The sequence below is a fragment of the Paenibacillus sp. KACC 21273 genome (assembly GCF_028736095.1).
GTDB classification, from domain to species: domain Bacteria; phylum Bacillota; class Bacilli; order Paenibacillales; family Paenibacillaceae; genus Saccharibacillus; species Saccharibacillus kyungheensis.
On sequence record NZ_CP117876.1, the window covers coordinates 4,041,460 to 4,059,651 of the forward strand.

The window sequence follows — 18,192 nt, forward strand, 5'->3', positions numbered from 1 at the left end:
TCCCCTTTTAATATCCAAATAAATATTATAGTTTGATTATGAAGCTGCACTACCAATAACAGGTCGACCATCGTACTCTGCCACTTGGAATACACCTCTAACTTCTTTTCCATCTGCTGTAGTGATTGTGTAATTCGCCCATCCCGGTGTTGCATTAGAAGGGATTTTCCATGTCCAATTCACATTGCCCTCTGCATCGACTGTCGCCTGACCCAATCCCTGTGCAGTACTGTTTCCACTTTTATATTGAATATTAAGATGAACCGTTGTACCGGGTGGTGCTTTGGCTACAATTGAAATATTTGATTCTGGATGAGCAGGTGAAGGAACCGACACTACAGATACGCCTGTCTCTTTAGTGGCTTCTGCGGCTGCATCTTCACCAAATTCTCCAGTATCTCCAATCCACAATCGTTCGGTTGCTCTTGCTTGCAACACAATCGGTTTAAAGATCAAAGGAATTTTGAAAGGTAATTCGTAACGGATCTCAATTCCAAAATACGGATGCGTTTTGGCTGTAAGATCAGGTACGGTGACTTGAGTGACATGAATACGTTCATAATCCAATTTATTTTCTGCTGATAGCTTCTGCATCAATGGTTTGATCATTGTATCGAGTGCAGGTGCAGATAATTGATTTTTCATTTCTTGTAACTTGATATCTCCACTACTTGCCGCTTCCATCATCCATGTATTTAGCGGAGCAGGGACAGAATCTTCATATTTGGATGCCAGTTCTGTAAATGTTAATTTGGGTAGTCGCATCGATTCAGCAGGCAGAATTTTTTTGGCAACCAAATTATCTGCGGCTAATTGAACAGGATACATATGAGTAGCGACATATCTGGCTGTATCAGAAGTTACATTTTGCATCGCTGTATATACCAACGTCATTTGCACTAAATAGACTAGAAAAATAGAAATAAACAAAAAAATCGGTAATACCATAGCGGCTTCTAATACGATACTGCCTCGTTCTCCATTTTTAAAAAAAGTGCATTTTGCACGACGATTTGGAGAAGGATTTTTGAGTTCATATACATTATTAGAAGGTGAAGATTGGGAATGATAAGTATGATCAGATCGATCATTTGTGCTTTTGGAAGAGTAGGTAGCAACAAATCGGGATGCTGTGTTAAACACACCGATTTGCTGAATCCTATTTTTGCTTTTAATAGGAGTAATCTGCTTGTTTATCTGCATAATACACACCCTGTTCTATAGAACTATTCACGCTGGTTGAGTTCACCATTTTGATTACACCTGGTAAAAACCAAATAGGCATCGCTGTTCGTATATGAGCAGACGCATACGTATTTCGTTCTGCTGGATTGATATCTGTTAAAAAGCGAATTAACGCCAACATACGAGACATTTTTTTCTCATTACTAGGTTGCAACAAAAACAAACGCATATAATCTCGATATTCAAATTCTATCGGGAAATACGCCGATAACTTCGTTTTACCTGTATTGAGCAGTTCGATCATGTCTTTGATCGCCATCTCTACTCCATAAGCAACTCCTGCTGCAAGAACAGCTAGTGGATGCCCTAGATTTGCATTTTTAACAAGTCCTTCAGCAGTACGAATCGCAAGTCTCATTCCAAAAATTTCGCTATATGCCGCAGCAATATTAGCAGAAGGATCGTTAATACCGTAAATAATGTATTCAATCTGCTGATTACGTACTCCAGCCTCTTCAAGCGCATCTGTAATTGAGCCTTCTGATAACGTATCTAATAACCCTTGAAGCTGAATAATATCGAACGTATTAAAATACTGAATCGCATATTCATTTTGGAAAAATTCATTTCTACCTGCTAAAAGAGCATCGGATAAACCACCAAATACAACATCCATTGCACCCATAGCGTTTTTGCTTTCTTTATAAGGATCATTATCCATAGTAGAGTCAGAGGTAGCTCCTCCATCTGCACCGTTAAAAGCGATACTTTCTTTGTAATATCCATCTACTTCATCGAACTCTTTAGCTAATAATCTTGCAGCAGCGGCTGCACCTACGATTTGAGCCAACATTTTTTTAGCTTTTTTCAATTCTTCTTTTGCTTTCGCTTCTGATGCTGCTTTTGTTTCTGTTCCTGATCTTGCTGCTTTAAGATCATGCTCGATCACCCCCATGATTCCGTTAGGTGCTTTCCCTGTATAATTATCAATATATTTTTGTAAAAGCTTAGCGGTACGAATGGTACTGCTTTTTAACGAGTTAGCATCGCCAGTTGTTTTAGTAAGTTGAGCTGTAGCTTCTGTAATTAAGTTGCTAATAGCATACGTAGCTGTCATGTAATCATCTTTTTGTGTTTTGATCGAACTTTCCATTTTGCCCAACAGATCATCCGATAAAACAAGTTGTTCTAGATTTTTACGAAGTTCTGCTAATTTAGCTTCCGATTCTGCATCTCCAGCATTCGATCCACCCGGTATATTTGTATTTCGTACTCGTTCATATGCTTCATTTTGTGTACGTGTTTTGGCTTCTTCAATAATGCGAGCAATTTCTTGATTATATTGTTTGATTTTAACCATAATTTCATTGGCGTCTTTGTACGTATTTTCGTGAGTATTAATTAGATCTTTGTAATCTCGCGACAAATTAGATAGGAATGTTTTAGATTTACTTTTGTACGCAGAAATTTTGGCTGTATTGATCGGACTTTTATCTTTTTTCTTACGCTTTTTATCTTCTGCTATCAAAGCTGTATAATTATTGAACTGAGCTGCAATATCGGCGACTGACGTAATCGCTCCTACATTTTTGTTAGCGATAGAATTTTTGACAGGATTCATAATTTTAGTTGTTAATTCTTGAACTTCACCTGCCGTTTTTTTCTGCAAAGCTATTAATTTATCTATTTCTTGTTCACGCTTATCATAAGGCTCGCGTACATCTTCTAGGACATTGACCGTTTGACTTGCTTCTTTTAGTACACCGGACATGCCTTTAAATTTATCTACAATTTCTATGGTGAAATCTATAGGCGCTTTATATTTCATTTCTTCTTGAATCTGGTGATTAAAAACATCATAACTTCCTAAAGGTCGACTTAATTGAATCGAAGTGTTAGCTGCTTTCATTGGAATTAATTTAAAACTATCTGTATTCTCGGTATAATTAAAATTCTCATTTAACGCCGTATCTAAAAGTTGTGTAGGATCAGATTCTCCCGCAGCAAATAATCCATATTGTTGTTGGAGATCGGTATCAAACGCAGACATTGCTGAACGAACAGCCGCATGTGCTAATCGCTCGGATTGTACTTCCATCGCTGCTATACGCGAGTAATCGATAAAAACTGCTGTAAATAAAAAAACACCTGCAAGTACAACAATCATAAAAATAGAGACAGCGCCTTGTGTATCTGCTAACTTGCGTAGTAATAACTTTTTCCAATATGTGATTTTTAGTCTTACTTGTGATTTACGTGCTTTTCTCAAAATGATTCACACTCCTGCTTCAACTACCTGCTGCTGTAGAAAACCATTGCAGTACGGTTCCAGCACGTCCCATGTTCATAGCCGTACCATATTTCCCCGTAAATTTGGCTCCGTAATAACGCATTAATTCAATCGTACGAATAAATTCTACTGGTTCCACAACAACTGAACTTGCGCTAACTTCACTTCGTAGTGGTTGACCCAATTCACGTTCTAATGCCCCTAATGAAATAGGTTCACTTAAAGTTGTATTTACATTTCGCATCATCAAATGGTTGTTATACGTTGTATTCCCAGTCATTTTGCCCGGTATCCATGAAGCAGCCGCTGATAATTTAGTTGCTGGCAATGATCCACTACCTCCACCTGAAATAGCAACATTTGCTGTATTGGTAGCTCCTGCCCATCCAAAGAGTGCACTGATCATACTATCATCTGTAATACGCCAGTACAGACCATCATCTTGACCTTGCGGAAAAGCACCTGTATTGATATCTTTGTGACTGTTATCCCACGTATACGCAGCACGCTCTGAAGTTTTGGATGCTGCTTGTTTGAGCATTGTATTTTGATATTGGTACATAAACATAAACAGAATCAACAACGTTGTGAACAGGATAATAGGAAAAACGATGGAAGCTTCAAGTGTGAAGCTCCCTTTAGTATTTTTCCAAAAACGTTGGATGTTCATATTATTTAGTAAATTCTGCACTTTTAGTTTCCATGTACTTAATTGTATTTGTTACAATTGTTGTAATTGAAGTCTTAAATAATAGAGCTAACGTTACAATTACAGCTACAATTAAAATCATTTCTAATGTTCCAATACCTTCCTCATTACTCCAGAAGTTTTGAACTGCGCTCCATGAACCTTTAATTAAATTTTTCATTATATTTTCCTCCTACATATTCATCATCATAAATGCTGGCGTACCGACAAGAACCATAACTACTACAAAAATCAAAACCATTGGGAATACCATTTTGGAAGAAGCTTGTTCTCCTCGTACACGACTTACAGCTTTACGCTTATCCCACAACGTACGTGAAAGATCGCGTAATGCTAATCCAAACTCTCCACCACCCCGACGGAAATTAAGCAGTACTGTTGTTGTAAACACCGAAACTTCCTGAACTCCACATCGTTTACTGAATGACTCTAATCCTTGCTGAAAAGAGTAGCCATTCTCCATTTCACGTACCATACGATATAATTCTTTGTACAATGGATGATCTGCGTCTTCACCTTGTTTACGTTGTACACAACGTACAATCGCTTTTTGGACTGTTTCGCCTGCACCTACAAGAAGGACAATTTTATTCAAAAATTCAGGCAATTCCAGTAAAATATCTTGTTCACGTTCATGAACTTTTTTTTGCAGATCGCGGAACAATCCGACAGGAAGCAGTATTGCTAGCCCTACTCCCATAACTAACCATGTCATACTACCGCCCGAGATCGCTGCCATCAACAATCCACCTGTTAGTAATAACCAGATATAGCCCGCCATTTCTGCAATATAAAGCAAGGTCATTTCACCGCTACGATGTACCCCAAAACCTTTTTGAATTGAGCTCTGAATCCGGTAAAACACCCCTGAAAATCGTGATACAAAGCGAATTTTTTCGAGCAATACCAACATAGCTGGTAAAAGTGGTCTTAGCTTAATCACTTCTAATGGTAGCTTGGCAAGCTCTTTATGTAACGTACTGGCACTTTGATTCAGTACGACCCATCCGATCACTAATGCTGTCGCCAACAACCCTTCCAACCATATCAAAAGCAGTTTGTTCACCTCCCTTCCAGCTTATTGTGATATTGGTTTACACTTTGATATTCATAAACTTCCGAATTAACCAGTAACAGAACCCCAAGGCCGCCAAACAAATCGTAGAAATCACAATACCAATCGGATTACCATACAATGGCTTCATAAAATCGGCTGCTGTTACATTCAAAAAGATCAGAAAGAAAAAGGGAGTCGCTACAAGCGCATTGGATTCAAATTTTTTCTGCGAAATCATAACGGATATCTCTTGCTGAATATCTAACTTTTCACCGATCGTTGCAGACGTTTTACGTACTACTTCTACCAGATCACCACCAGTACGCTTACACGTCACAAATACATCTGCAAAATTCGTAATATCTTCATTCATCGCTCGATCACTAAAATCTTGTAATGCTTCTTCTATGGGCTGCCCATACTCCAAGCGTGTAGTAATAATATTCAGTTCTCGAATCATATCGTTATCACCATCTGGATATAACATCCGTAAGTCCTGCGCTGCTTCGCGAAATCCATTTTCCACTGAACGTCCTACAGCTAACGAAGACGACAATGAATATAACGCTTGTTTGAAATGGGAGCTCAAAGCAGCACGTTTGCGTTCTAGTAAATGTTTGCGAAGCAACTTCGGCATAAACCATGCTCCTATCGCCAATACACTAGCAATAATCCATTGATGGTAAAATAAATAGCCGATCATCATAAACAAAACTGCGCACAATACAATACAGCTTATTCGCTGTAAAGCAGATAAATGATACACCGTATAATCAGCTAACTCTGCGCGCGGCTGTTCAGAACGTGCAAGTGGTGGAAGTGGCGACGAAGATGGATTAGGTACAGCAGGATTGACTTGTGCTACAGGTGTAGCCGGTTGCCTTTTCCCTGCTTGATTAGCTTTAAACATATTGTTCTCCTTTCTTCATATGTCTTTGCGCAACTGCTGAGTAAATACGTTATACTCTGCTATGTTCGGCGGTAGGTGTATACATCGAAGCTAATTTACGCCATTCTTCGATTCCAGCTGCTCGTAATTTATCTGTATGAATCAATAGATTGCCTGTAGGTACAAGATCGCCGATAATTCGACCTTCTTTTTCACCAGACTCTTGAAATACGAATAAAGGATTCAAGACCACTTCACCATCTACCATTCCTCGTACTTCGGAAATTTCTACAATACGGCGTGAACGATCACGTAAGCGAGCCAAATGAACAAAAATATCAATCGCTGAACTAATCTGCTTACGTACGACTTGCATCGGTAGATCTGCTCCGCTAAGCACCATCGTTTCTAAACGACTGATCATGTCTACAGCGCTGTTAGCATGACCTGTAGATAATGAACCATCATGCCCTGTATTCATCGCTTGTAGCATATCCAGCGCTTCTGAGCCCCTAACCTCACCGACTACAATCCGATTGGGACGCATCCGTAGAGAAGAACGAATCAGATCACGTATTGAAATTTCACCTTTTCCTTCAGTATTGGAATTACGTGTCTCCATAGAGACCAGATTAGGAATCGTTTTGATCTGTAATTCCGCCGAATCTTCAATCGTGATTACACGTTCATCCTCAGGAATGTATTGAGAAAGAGCGTTAAGAAAAGTAGTTTTTCCAGAACCCGTACCACCACTGATAAAGATATTAAATTTACTCTGTACAAGCGTCTGTAGCAAGTTAGACGCAACAGGAGCAATTGCGCCCATACGAACCAGATCACTCATCGTCATCGGTTGCTCTGGAAATTTACGAATCGTCATCGTAGGGCCTTTAAGCGCAACAGGTGGAAGTACAATATTGACACGTGATCCATCTTTGAGTCTTGCATCAACAATCGGAGAAGATTCATTGACCACCCGGTTAACACCCGATACAATCGTCTGGATAATATCTTCTAATCGATCTCTAGATTCAAAGACTGTAGCATTACGCATCACTTGTCCATTACGTTCAATAAAAATATCGGTATGGCTATTGATCATAATCTCGGTCACACTTTTATCATCTACAAGCGGTTGTAAAATATCTAATCCACGAAATGAGTCAAATACTTGCCGTACTAACCGTCTTTTCTCACCAGCTGTTAAGTTAGGATAACGTTGTTGATCTAATACTTTCTGCTCGATACGTTGCATCAGTTCATCATCATCGATAGTAAATGTTACATCTAATCCAGATCGTACTTCATCCCGTAATGTTATAAATAAGTCTTCGTTCACATTTCCACCCCATTAGTACTGCGAAGATCATATGTACCGGACTGGCATAATTTCAGAATATCTCGTTGAAAAATAGGAGAACACCATAATAATTCGCTATTCGTCACTTGCTTCCAAGAAGGAACATATGCCAGTGTACCTTCTAATTGCATATCTTCTACCGGCAATACATTCACAATACTGCCGTTAAATTTGTTCATAATAAACGACGTTTTGGCTCGCAATTCCTGATACAAGCTTGCATAATGATTTTCCCAATAAGACATCCAGATCGCTGTTTTGTTCATACAAGGTAGATCATCCGTTAATAGCCATAACACTCGATCACTTTCTTGTAATGCTACCTGTATCCGGTCATGCCAGCTAGATTCTCCATCAATAACGATATGATCGTATTCCCCACTATTTACAAGATAACGAATTAACATTTGCGTTTCTTCTTTTGTCATTCGCAATAATTCATTTAAATTCTCAGGCGGTTCAAAGGTATCAGCTTTCATTTCTTCAGCATACACTGCGTATGAAGAAGGAAGATGAGTAGGCATTTCTTTTTTTTCAGCGAATGCTTGGAGATCATACAATAAGCGTGATAGTCCATTACCTTGTTCTCGTTGCTGATCCCAATGAAGTAACCATGTGCTACTTGCTGATTCTAGATTCAGATAAAATACATGATGCCCGCTCATACTAAGTTGCTTGACCATATTAATTGCAGTGATCGATTTGCCACTACCTGGAACAGCAGAATGTACCATCGTCACAACAGTACGATTATCACGCCGTATTACATCTGTGCTTGCAGGCTTGGTCATTGCACATAATTGTTCTAGCAAACTTTGTAAAGGCTGATATTTTGCAATCGAAGGACCTTCAAGAGTTTTTTCTCCGTATTCATTTAGACAGACCCACCGATGTTTCTGAATATTTTCACTATCTAACCAGCTTTTAAGAAAAGAATCTTCTGCCGCTACCAATCCTGAATGTTCCCCACTATTCATATAGGTGCGAAATGTAGCTATATTCGAAAATGCTCTGATTCTTACTTTAGATCCATATTCACTGTCTCTTACATAGCGCAGTAACAATTCAATATACTGGCTATCTTCAACGCCCAGAACAATTTGTACTGGAGCCATAGACGTTCCCCCTCAAAAAATGCAACAAAAAAAGCACCGTTTAAATACCACACAATATACATTGTGCGATGCTTAAACGGTGCTTCCGTTGCATGTGTTATCCAATTAACGATAGAATATCATACATTTTATAGGTCTGCAATACTATTTTACTAAAAAATTCAAAAAAATATTGAATAATATGAATATATAGTCTCACTTTTAGTTAGTATCTTTATGATTTAGTAAAGTATATATACCTATACAGTAGTCTAAATAACTATTTTATAGGTATAATAGATATTTACCATTTGTATAGTACAAGTTTTTAATATAGAGATATTACATTATAGTTACATCTGTTGCATTTAATTAAGATAAGGTTAAATGGATACAGAGTAATCAACTCAGTCTATGCCAATCAGGAGAGGTGGAAAATTTATGTTTCAACGCCCTATTAACACTAAGCCATGGGCAGCTTTGCTTTTGACAGGAGCAATCTGTATGGCTTCACCTTCATTTATGTATGCAGCGGATACCGTTATGCCATTAACGAATCCTTCGTGGACTTCAACGTCCCTGTTCACCGATAAGATGGATAATGCTATCGCGACTCGTGCAACCGATGTACACGCGCTTCCATCTAAAAATCTGGTGTATGTACATACGCAGCAAGATATCCCTAATACAACCGGTCAGACGAAAAATAACTGGTATCTGGATACAGTCAAAGCTTTCGATATCAAAACGGGGAAACTGAAATGGCAATACACTTTACATGACTCTGCTGGGCCTTACACATTAAATACAGATATGATCTATTCAAGTTATGGAACAGTGTATGTGTATGCCGCATATTCTGATGGAACATACAAACTTCACTCGATCAATTCAATAGGTAAACTCAACTGGGTCAAAACATTAACAGAAGCGAGCAGTATTACAATGCTCAAAGATAGTTCTTTATTAGTCTCTTCTCAAGGAACTGTAAATACAAAAGGTGTTGTCAAATCGACAATCAGTCGTTACGATTCTATGGGGACATTATTGAACACAAAAAATATTCAAGGTACTGTGCTCAAAGCAGAAGGCGATCGTATTATTGTGACTGCTAGTAACTTGCTCAAAAATCAAAATGGTTGGGAAGCTGTTCCTAATCCGAAGATCGATGTATACGGTCTAGCTTTGACCAAATTATATTCTTATCAGTTCCCTGCGAATATCAATATTTATGGAGATGGCAGTGACTCGATGTTTGTTCTAAAAGACAGCACCGTCTTAATTCGGACGAATATCGATCGTACCAAAAATAAAATATTTGCATTCAATGCCAAAGGTAAATTGATGTGGGGACGCAATATTCCAGGTGGTTCACTCACTCAATCTACTGGCACTGGATACGTGGTTTATGATAAGCAAATGATGAAATTATATAACACGTCTTCTAGCAAAGTGATCGCTTCTCGTGAATTAGAAGGTGAACCTTCTGCTGATTATACATGGGTACAAAAAACAAATGATGGCAATCTAGCTGTTAATTTGGATGATCGTACGTATATTTTATATCCAACAAATCTTTCAACTGTGCATGTATTCAAAAATAATGCTTTAAGTGCACCAAATGATTATGTGAACCATACTATTTATTCAGTAGATGAAGATATGCTTGCCAAAATGGTATTAAAATAATCTACTCTAGCTTTTGATCTTTAAAATAGTATTCAAAAAGCACCTCTATCCGATAAGGACAAAGGTGCTTTTTAATATATATCTTTTTAGTATACATATAGATTAATCTATAAATCGTCCACGAATCTCTGGACTAGGTAACATACATTGATCCGATTTGCCAAACCAACGGTAACGGTTTTGAGCTACATAATTATATACGGCATCACGGAATGGCTTCGGTACAAGCATTAATGCAAACATCATCGGCCATGGAAAACGTAATTTGCGAGCAATACGCAGTGCTCCTGTAGAACGAGTATAATACTTACCATTTTCGATCAATACAAAAGTATCCATCGTATCGGTGCGGATTCCACCGCGTTTGAGCAATTCTTGTCCTATCTCTGATTGAATCGAAGCAAAATGGAATGTTCCTTTAGGATCACGAGCAATAATGATTTTGGTTAAGCCCTGACAAAAGTGACACACTCCATCTACTAGCACAATAGAATGATCCCCATGAATTAATTGTTGTACTTCTGTTGATGTTTTATCTGTTGGATCACCTGGTTTGGATACTGGTGCTTGACTGGTTGCAGGTACATTAGCAGTTACCATTATAGTATTCCTCCTTATAAATTCATAACAGAATATAGAAAAAAGACGCAAGGGTACAAAACCCCCGCGTCTTCAATTTAATGAAAACTATTTACATATTAAGAAAGTGCTTTATCAATCAATTGACGATCTTGAATCTGTTGATTGATTTCGCCTGCAAATGCATCCATACATTTACAAATAAAATCTTTACGGCATACTGGGCAAGGTGTTGTTAACAAACGATTGATGTTTGTCATTTTCCACTCTGGGAAACGATTGTAAAACACACGGCATTGTGTTCCATCAGCAAGTGTCAAAACAAATTCGTACAAACCATCTTTTTCATTGATACCAGCTTTTTGTAATTCCGTAATATTCGGTCTATATGCCATTAATGATCACCCATTATCCTTTAAATTTCGGTCTAAAACAATAGAAATTCACCTATGTCATCTTAAAGAATTTTGCTTTGCCTGTCAACTCATTTTGATTGCGGGGGAGCAACAATATCGTCAAAAAGGCAATCATAGCAATAGATTTGATCATTTTACTTGTACAAATTTATTTTAAAAATACTCTGTTATCTACACTTACCCTTCTCTATCATTTTTAATCTTTTGATTCTAAGATAATGATCATTTTCAGCCTAAATTGTATAAATAAAATAAAAAAGAACCTGAAAATATTCAGGTTCTTTCATCTATTGTGCTTATTTAAAACAAATACAATCGAAATTAGACGATATTCAATTGTACATCAATATTTCCGCGAATTGCTTTGGAGTAAGGACAGAATTCATGTGCTTTTTTAGCAATATCTGTCGCTTCTTCTTTTGATAGTCCAGGAATATTAATATCCATACGTACGGATAATTTGAATCCACCATCTGTATCTTTATCAAGCATAACGTTATTTACAATCGTAGTATCTTTTACATCCACTTTAGCTTGGCGTGCTACGTTTGCTAATGCACTTTGATAACAAGCCCCGTATCCTGCTGCAAATAATTCTTCCGGATTCGTACCTGTACCTCCGCCGCCACCTAATTCTTTAGGCATAACCAAGTCTACATCGAGTCCACCTGTAGTTGATTCCACTTTACCTTGACGTCCACCGTGGACTGTTACTTTTGCTGTATATACTGCCATTTCATTTCAGCTCCTTGTAATAGGCTATTTTAGACCAACACTATATTTGTAAAGCATTTCTAGCAAAATGAAACGTAAGACACACAATGAACTCTATTTTTTGAAATTAAATTGTATCATGTTATAATAGGTTACCAAACAAAAAAGGTGGTGGATTATTAGTATGAGTGTCTATGATTACGCTGTTGATAATATTCGTGGAGAAAAAGTACCGCTAGAGAATTACAAGGGCAAACCTATGTTAATCGTCAATACAGCGAGTAAGTGCGGATTCACTCCTCAATTTGCCGGTCTTCAAGACTTATATGATGAGTTTAAAGATCATGATTTCGAAATTTTAGGATTTCCAAGTAATCAATTTGGTCAACAAGATCCTGGTTCTAACGAAGAAATTTCTGAATTTTGTCAGTTGAATTATGGAGTTACTTTTCCTATGTTTGAAAAGCTAGAAGTCAAAGGTTCTTCTGCACATCCACTTTTTCAATATTTAAGCAAAGAAGCTCCCGGGATACTAGGCTCCAAAGCGATTAAATGGAATTTTACCAAATTCTTAATTGATCGTAATGGTAAACCTGTCAAACGATATTCACCTCAAACGACCCCAGACAAAATACAAGCAGATATCCTTGAATTGCTAAAAAATGATACCGATTCTTCATCTACACCATCATAATTTTTTATAGCATCCTAAAATTTCATAAAAAAAAGCCTTCTAAACCTAGAGACATATAAATATCTCTTACCGTTTAAAAGGCTTTTTGTGTTGAGGAATATGTAACTTTGTATTCGATAAAGCTTATAATGCGGTCGAGAGGACTCGAACCTCCACGGGTATACACCCACTACCCCCTCAAGGTAGCGTGTCTGCCATTCCACCACGACCGCGTACATATCACGTTCTTATAGCGAACCTCCATATTATACTATCCTGACCGTCACTTGTAAACCTTCTTATGCTTTCCATACTTAATAAGCATAAAATGAACACTATCTACTACGCTTTGTTATATATATAGTACAAATTACTTCATATAAAAAGCCCGTCATTGAACGACGGACTTTGGAATACCTTATATTATTGATCTTGCTTTTTATTTTTGCGATACACTGTGAATTCAATATATTCTTTGATAAAACCTTTTTCCTGTTCTGACAGTATTTCATCTTGGCAATTCAATTGCCCCATTAGTTCAAAAAAATAAGGATCAGTCTGCTCTTTAATTAATTCAGGAAGACGTTCTTGCCCTGTAAGCAACCAATCCAGACTTGTGTTAAAGTAAGCGGCAATTTCTATAAGCTTATGTGTACCGGGTGTCGATTTGCCTCTTTTCCAATCACCAAAATTACCTGTACTGATTTTTAATTGTTCACAAAATGATTTTTTAGTAATTCCTTTATTCTTAATCAATATTTCGATTCGATCATAGATAGATTGCATATTGTACCTCCACTCCCGACGTTATTATCTTTAGATACTCAATTAAGTTATTTTTATTGATTAACAACTTAAAAAAGTATATACTTACTTTAGCGACATTTTTTTACTACTTTCCCTAAATAATTATATCACAGGTTGTTCAATAATAAATTTGAGACTCTTTATTTGCAACCTAAGCATACATCATTTTATGTTAAATTAAGGGGTGATTTCTATTGAATCGTAAGCAGCCCGTTACCCCCTTCGGTTGGGCAATCAAGCAACGTCTAGCAGAATTACAGATGGATCAGAAGACATTTTGCACGCGTTACGGGATTCCGCCTTCCCGCTTATCCAATCTTATTAACGGGACACGCAAAGCAACCAGATATCGTAAACAAGTCGCTGACCTGCTTGATATTCATGATTACTGTAACCACTGATATGCGTACATAGGTCACCTATAGCTCTTGCACTATACAGCAGATCAAGATTGATTCGCATCATATTTATGTATTCAAAGCTCTACTACGGATATGACGAATAGAAATGAATCACTCGTTATATTCTACCAAAAATAAGCACTCTATTCTATCCTATATTTATAACATTAGAAAAAAAGTCCATGCTATAACAGCTAGGACTTTTTTTACTTTATATGCGGTCGAGAGGACTCGAACCTCCACGGGTATACACCCACTACCCCCTCAAGGTAGCGTGTCTGCCATTCCACCACGACCGCTCAATAATATAACTGAGGACTATTGTTTACAAAAATGGTGAGCCATGAAGGGCTCGAACCTTCGACACCCTGATTAAAAGTCAGGTGCTCTACCGACTGAGCTAATGGCTCTCAATGTAGATAAATGGTGACCCGTAGGGGACTCGAACCCCTGTTACCTCCGTGAAAGGGAGGTGTCTTAACCACTTGACCAACGGGCCATGCTTTTAACAACAGACATGAGTATAACAAGAATCGATATAGATAGCAAGCATTTCATATTGAAATTATTTTACTTATCATTTACAGAAATACACTTGTTAAATGACTTACTATTACTTATAATTACTTATATATACTTAATCAAAAGGAGTATTCTTATGTATCAAGAGGAACGAATGCTTCATATTTTGGATTATCTGAAGAATCATCAACGGATTAATATTGAAGATATATGCCGATTGTTTGATGTATCCAGAGATACCGCCCGGCGTGATCTTGTACGTATGGAAGAGCAAAATTCGATTATTCGTACACGTGGTGGTGCACTGCTTCCTTCTTCTGAAATGATTATCCCCAGTTACCAAGATCGACTAAATACGGTTTCTTCTGAAAAGAAAAGTATCGGTAAAGTCGCTGCTTCACTGATTAGTGATCGTGATCGGGTTATTCTTGATTCTTCGACGACTGTACAAGCTTGTGCTGAATTTCTAGATGCTACGGGTTGTACAATTATTACTAATTCTATTAATCAAGCAGATATTTTATCTGAAAAAGAAGATATTACGATTCATCTCTTAGGCGGACAACTACATACTCAGCATCGTTATGTGTATGGTTCAGCAGCGATTGAACGACTTTCGCATTATTTTGTTCAGCGTGCTTTTATTGGTATTGGTGGCATTTCGGCTAAAGGGCTTACTTCAGTGTCTGATGAAGAAGGCATGATTAAGCATAAAATGATGCAACAAGCAGATATCGTTATTGTTTTAGCAGATCAATCCAAATTCGGCAGAGAACTGTTTTATAAATTTGCAGATTTGTCTGAAATTGATCTTATTATTACAGATCGTGCTCCTACACCAGAAATGGCGGAGTTATTAAAAAAATATGAAATTGAAGTGCATATTGCCAATCAACCTATTTTAAAGGAGATAAGTCTATGACTGTTAAATTAATTGCTATCGATTTGGATGGAACGTTATTAAGCGCCCATACTCATGTAAGTGAAACAAATATTCAAGCGATTCGTACTGCGCAACAAGAAGGGATTTTAGTTACTATTGCTACAGGGCGCGAACATGGTAACGTACGTGAAATCCTGCAAGCATCCGGTCTTCAAACTCCTGTTATTTCTTCAAATGGTTCTGTTATTCATGATGAACAAAAAAAACAACTATTTGCTTTGCCATTGGATCGTCAAGCAGCTAATGAAGTATTGCAATGGTTAGAAAGCAATGAATACTATTATCAGGTGCATAGCGATCGCGGCATTTATACAGTAAACAATAGTCATCAATTATTAGCGATGGAAGTAGATCGCCTGCTGAGTACCGATCCTGATCCAAGCTTGCTCAAAATGCTAGAAGCGATGCAGTTCCACCATGAAAATGCAGGATTTTTACGAATCTCTTCCTTTACTGAAATTCCAGATCAAGCGGATTTGTATAACGTTATGGCATTGTCTTTAGATTCAGAGAAGTTACAAATAGGACGAGACAAATTCTCTAATCGTGATGATATGACGATGGTGATCTCAGGTAGTCATAATTTTGAAATGGAACATAAACAAGCTTCTAAAGGATTTGCTCTGCAACGTCTTGCTGAACATTTCAATATTGCGATTGAAGATACAATGGCTATCGGTGATAACTACAATGATGTATCTATGCTCCAAATCGCAGGGAAAGGTGTAGCGATGGGCAACGCCGATCTAGAAGTCCAATCCTATGCCGATGAAGTCACCAAAAACAATGAAGAAGATGGCGTAGCTCATGCGATTTATAAAGCAATGGGTATGACGATCCCTTCTGTTTAAGCATTTCTATTTTCGATTGTATTGTTGCAATTAGTTACTATAATTCAAGCGAAAGTGAACTCTGAAGATATTCAGGTTCGCTTTTTTTGTTTATTTAAAATAAATACTAAGACAAAAGTTTCACTAAATATTCGACAATACTAGATATATCAGCTTATATTTGACCTTCTTTATACATATTAGCAATAATAAAATAAAACATTAAAAGTACATAATCCCATATTTAGTAATAAGTGTTTTGACAATAGGTTCTTTGTTCCTATATGATTCTTTTTGGTAATAAAAACATTTCAGGGGGAAGTTATGAAAAAGAGAATTTTTAGTCAATTAAGTTTATTTTTATCAGTTTTGTTTTTAGCCGTATCCGTACTTACAGCTTTGCCAACAGCAACACAAGCAGCAACAACACCAGTAACATGGAAAAATGGTTCTTTAGTTAGAACTCTTTCAGGAACTGCTGGAACTTCAACTGCTGATTTGGCAACTGTAGGTAAAACATCAGGTAAATGGTATTGGGAAGTAGAAGTGACTGATGAGAGTCAATCTAAAACTTCATCTTATGGCATGATAGGAATATCTACTGCTGGCTTTAAAAAAAGTATTGCTTATTATGGAGTAAACGGGAACTTATATAAAAACTACGGTTCTTCTCCAACTAGTGATACCGTTTATGGCAAAGGTTTGGCTAAAACTGATACTCTATCTATAGCACTAGATATAGATAATCATACAATCATATGGTACAAAAATGGCATTAAAGTTGTTGAGAATATTTATAATTATGCAGATTCTGATTTAGATACACCCCTATATCCTGAAATAATAAATGGAAATAGTAGTGGAAGTCGTACTTTGACTGCCAATTTTGGAGCAACTCCATTCAAATATGCAGATAAAATTCCTGCTGGTTATTTAGCTTATGATCAAAGTAATGCTATCGTTGTTGGCAAATCTACTTTGAAAGCAACTGCTGGTGATGCTAAAGTTGATCTTACTTGGTCAGCAGCAAATAATGCAAATAGCTACAATGTAAAACGTGCTACAACTACAGGTGGCCCTTATACGAATGTAGCGACTAATGTAACAGGTAATACGTATTACACAGATACAACTGCTGTTAATGACACTCCTTACTTCTATGTAGTCACAGGCTTAAACGGTACTACTGAAGGTGATGTGTCTAATGAAGTAACAGCTACACCGATCGCAGCGGTGAAACCGAATGAGCAAGCAACACTTGATGTTACGATCGACAAAGAAAAAGTTAAAGTTGGCGAAGGTTTTATCGCTGATTTGTCTTTGAAAAAAGCAACAAATATTTATGCAGAAGATTTTGTTGTGAACTATGATGCTACATTAATGGAATACTTGGGCGCTACTGAAGTTCCGGGTTATAAAGTATATAATGAAACCAATGATAAAAAAGGAACGCTTCGCTTTATCGTAGCTAGCCAAGGTAAAAACTATGGTATTTCTACAGATACTGTATTTTTGAAATTGAAATTTAAAGCTATTGCTGTTGGAACAGGTAAAGTTGATTCACTATCTGGTCGCATTGCAGATACGGATAACGAATATGATATCGCTCCTGCTAACGCTTTAGAAGATACAATTTTAATTGAAAAGCCAGCTTTTTTGGACGTAAATAGATCTGGTTCTTATACGCTTCTAGATCTATCTATTGATGCATTCTACTTCGGTCAAAATGCAGCAGACACGGATAAAACATTGCATGATGCTGATCAGACTGAAGATGATCAAGTTGGTGACGATGATCTAGTATATATTGTTGGTCAAATGTTGACTAACCCTGATTACACACCTAACAAATAATTCGATTTTAGATGAATAGGCATGAGACACTTTCTATCATAGAAAGAATCTCACGCCTATTTTTTCTACTTCTACTTCTACTTCTACTTCTACTTCTACTTCTACTTCTACTTCTACTTCTACTTCTACTTCTACTTCTACTTCTACAAATATTATGGTCTATTTTTAAATATAAAAAAG

Annotated in this window: 18 protein-coding genes and 4 tRNA genes; 6 read left to right on the forward strand and 16 right to left on the reverse strand. The window is 37.2% G+C overall.

Going from position 1 to position 18,192, the window contains the following annotated elements:
- Positions 1–36: 36 nt before the first annotated feature.
- Genes PQ460_RS17785 through PQ460_RS17820 form a run of 8 tightly spaced genes read right to left on the reverse strand, consistent with a single transcriptional unit; the run spans position 37 to position 8,605 of the window.
- Positions 37–1,203 (reverse strand): TadE/TadG family type IV pilus assembly protein, encoded by a 1,167-nt coding sequence (locus tag PQ460_RS17785; RefSeq protein ID WP_274170630.1) that lies wholly within the window; start codon positions 1,201–1,203, stop codon positions 37–39.
- Complete coding sequence (locus PQ460_RS17790; protein ID WP_274170631.1) at positions 1,172–3,454, reverse strand: TadE/TadG family type IV pilus assembly protein; 2,283 nt, start codon at positions 3,452–3,454, stop codon at positions 1,172–1,174. Before PQ460_RS17790 ends, PQ460_RS17785 begins: the two co-directional genes overlap by 32 nt.
- Positions 3,455–3,473: 19 nt before the next feature.
- A complete protein-coding gene (locus PQ460_RS17795) occupies positions 3,474–4,145 on the reverse strand; it encodes a TadE/TadG family type IV pilus assembly protein (RefSeq protein WP_274170632.1) in 672 nt (223 codons plus the stop codon).
- Position 4,146: 1 nt separating this feature from the next.
- Positions 4,147–4,344: a Flp1 family type IVb pilin gene (locus PQ460_RS17800; RefSeq protein ID WP_274170633.1), complete on the reverse strand. Its 198-nt coding sequence runs from the start codon at positions 4,342–4,344 to the stop codon at positions 4,147–4,149.
- Between the two features lie 12 nt (positions 4,345–4,356).
- Complete coding sequence (locus PQ460_RS17805) at positions 4,357–5,235, reverse strand: type II secretion system F family protein (RefSeq protein WP_443147219.1); 879 nt, start codon at positions 5,233–5,235, stop codon at positions 4,357–4,359.
- 43 nt (positions 5,236–5,278) lie between these two features.
- Positions 5,279–6,151 (reverse strand): type II secretion system F family protein, encoded by an 873-nt coding sequence (locus PQ460_RS17810; RefSeq protein ID WP_273615312.1) that lies wholly within the window; start codon positions 6,149–6,151, stop codon positions 5,279–5,281.
- A 49-nt stretch (positions 6,152–6,200) separates the two neighbouring features.
- On the reverse strand, positions 6,201–7,469 hold the full coding sequence (locus PQ460_RS17815) for a TadA family conjugal transfer-associated ATPase (RefSeq protein ID WP_273615311.1): 1,269 nt from the start codon (positions 7,467–7,469) through the stop codon (positions 6,201–6,203).
- Positions 7,466–8,605, reverse strand: coding sequence for a P-loop NTPase family protein (locus PQ460_RS17820; protein WP_274170634.1), 1,140 nt, complete (start codon positions 8,603–8,605; stop codon positions 7,466–7,468). Before PQ460_RS17820 ends, PQ460_RS17815 begins: the two co-directional genes overlap by 4 nt.
- Positions 8,606–9,025: 420 nt before the next feature.
- On the opposite strand from PQ460_RS17820, the gene PQ460_RS17825 reads away from it, so the two are divergent.
- Positions 9,026–10,273: a PQQ-binding-like beta-propeller repeat protein gene (locus PQ460_RS17825; protein WP_274170635.1), complete on the forward strand. Its 1,248-nt coding sequence runs from the start codon at positions 9,026–9,028 to the stop codon at positions 10,271–10,273.
- A 102-nt stretch (positions 10,274–10,375) separates the two neighbouring features.
- On the opposite strand, the gene PQ460_RS17830 is transcribed toward PQ460_RS17825, so the two are convergent.
- From PQ460_RS17830 to PQ460_RS17840, 3 genes are all read right to left on the reverse strand, one after another.
- Complete coding sequence (locus PQ460_RS17830) at positions 10,376–10,873, reverse strand: thiol-disulfide oxidoreductase DCC family protein (protein WP_273615308.1); 498 nt, start codon at positions 10,871–10,873, stop codon at positions 10,376–10,378.
- 98 nt (positions 10,874–10,971) lie between these two features.
- Positions 10,972–11,247: a hypothetical protein gene (locus PQ460_RS17835; RefSeq protein WP_273615307.1), complete on the reverse strand. Its 276-nt coding sequence runs from the start codon at positions 11,245–11,247 to the stop codon at positions 10,972–10,974.
- A gap of 342 nt (positions 11,248–11,589) precedes the next feature.
- Positions 11,590–12,003: an organic hydroperoxide resistance protein gene (locus PQ460_RS17840; RefSeq protein ID WP_069327155.1), complete on the reverse strand. Its 414-nt coding sequence runs from the start codon at positions 12,001–12,003 to the stop codon at positions 11,590–11,592.
- Between the two features lie 163 nt (positions 12,004–12,166).
- Between PQ460_RS17840 and PQ460_RS17845 the strand changes: the two genes are divergently transcribed.
- Positions 12,167–12,676, forward strand: coding sequence for a glutathione peroxidase (locus tag PQ460_RS17845; protein WP_273615306.1), 510 nt, complete (start codon positions 12,167–12,169; stop codon positions 12,674–12,676).
- Between the two features lie 129 nt (positions 12,677–12,805).
- On the opposite strand, the gene PQ460_RS17850 is transcribed toward PQ460_RS17845, so the two are convergent.
- Both PQ460_RS17850 and PQ460_RS17855 read right to left on the reverse strand, forming a co-directional pair.
- Positions 12,806–12,888 (reverse strand) — tRNA-Leu (locus PQ460_RS17850).
- 190 nt (positions 12,889–13,078) lie between these two features.
- Positions 13,079–13,441: a helix-turn-helix domain-containing protein gene (locus PQ460_RS17855; RefSeq protein ID WP_204825209.1), complete on the reverse strand. Its 363-nt coding sequence runs from the start codon at positions 13,439–13,441 to the stop codon at positions 13,079–13,081.
- Positions 13,442–13,656: 215 nt separating this feature from the next.
- Between PQ460_RS17855 and PQ460_RS17860 the strand changes: the two genes are divergently transcribed.
- Positions 13,657–13,863 carry a helix-turn-helix domain-containing protein gene (locus tag PQ460_RS17860; protein ID WP_273615305.1) on the forward strand — a complete coding sequence of 69 codons (207 nt, stop codon included), beginning with the start codon at positions 13,657–13,659 and terminating at the stop codon, positions 13,861–13,863.
- 216 nt (positions 13,864–14,079) lie between these two features.
- Here PQ460_RS17860 and PQ460_RS17865 read toward each other — a convergent pair.
- The 3 genes from PQ460_RS17865 to PQ460_RS17875 all read right to left on the reverse strand — a co-directional run bounded on the left by PQ460_RS17865 (position 14,080) and on the right by PQ460_RS17875 (position 14,362).
- A tRNA-Leu gene (locus PQ460_RS17865) sits at positions 14,080–14,162 on the reverse strand.
- A 35-nt stretch (positions 14,163–14,197) separates the two neighbouring features.
- Positions 14,198–14,273: transfer RNA gene (locus PQ460_RS17870), tRNA-Lys, on the reverse strand.
- Positions 14,274–14,287: 14 nt separating this feature from the next.
- Positions 14,288–14,362 (reverse strand) — tRNA-Glu (locus tag PQ460_RS17875).
- Between the two features lie 159 nt (positions 14,363–14,521).
- Between PQ460_RS17875 and PQ460_RS17880 the strand changes: the two genes are divergently transcribed.
- From PQ460_RS17880 to PQ460_RS17890, 3 genes are all read left to right on the forward strand, one after another.
- Entirely contained in the window at positions 14,522–15,307 is a 786-nt protein-coding gene (locus PQ460_RS17880) for a DeoR/GlpR family DNA-binding transcription regulator (RefSeq protein WP_274170636.1), read from the forward strand.
- Positions 15,304–16,179 carry a Cof-type HAD-IIB family hydrolase gene (locus tag PQ460_RS17885; RefSeq protein WP_273615303.1) on the forward strand — a complete coding sequence of 292 codons (876 nt, stop codon included), beginning with the start codon at positions 15,304–15,306 and terminating at the stop codon, positions 16,177–16,179. Before PQ460_RS17880 ends, PQ460_RS17885 begins: the two co-directional genes overlap by 4 nt.
- 303 nt (positions 16,180–16,482) lie before the next feature.
- Positions 16,483–18,012: a cohesin domain-containing protein gene (locus tag PQ460_RS17890; RefSeq protein WP_274170637.1), complete on the forward strand. Its 1,530-nt coding sequence runs from the start codon at positions 16,483–16,485 to the stop codon at positions 18,010–18,012.
- Positions 18,013–18,192 lie beyond the last annotated feature (180 nt).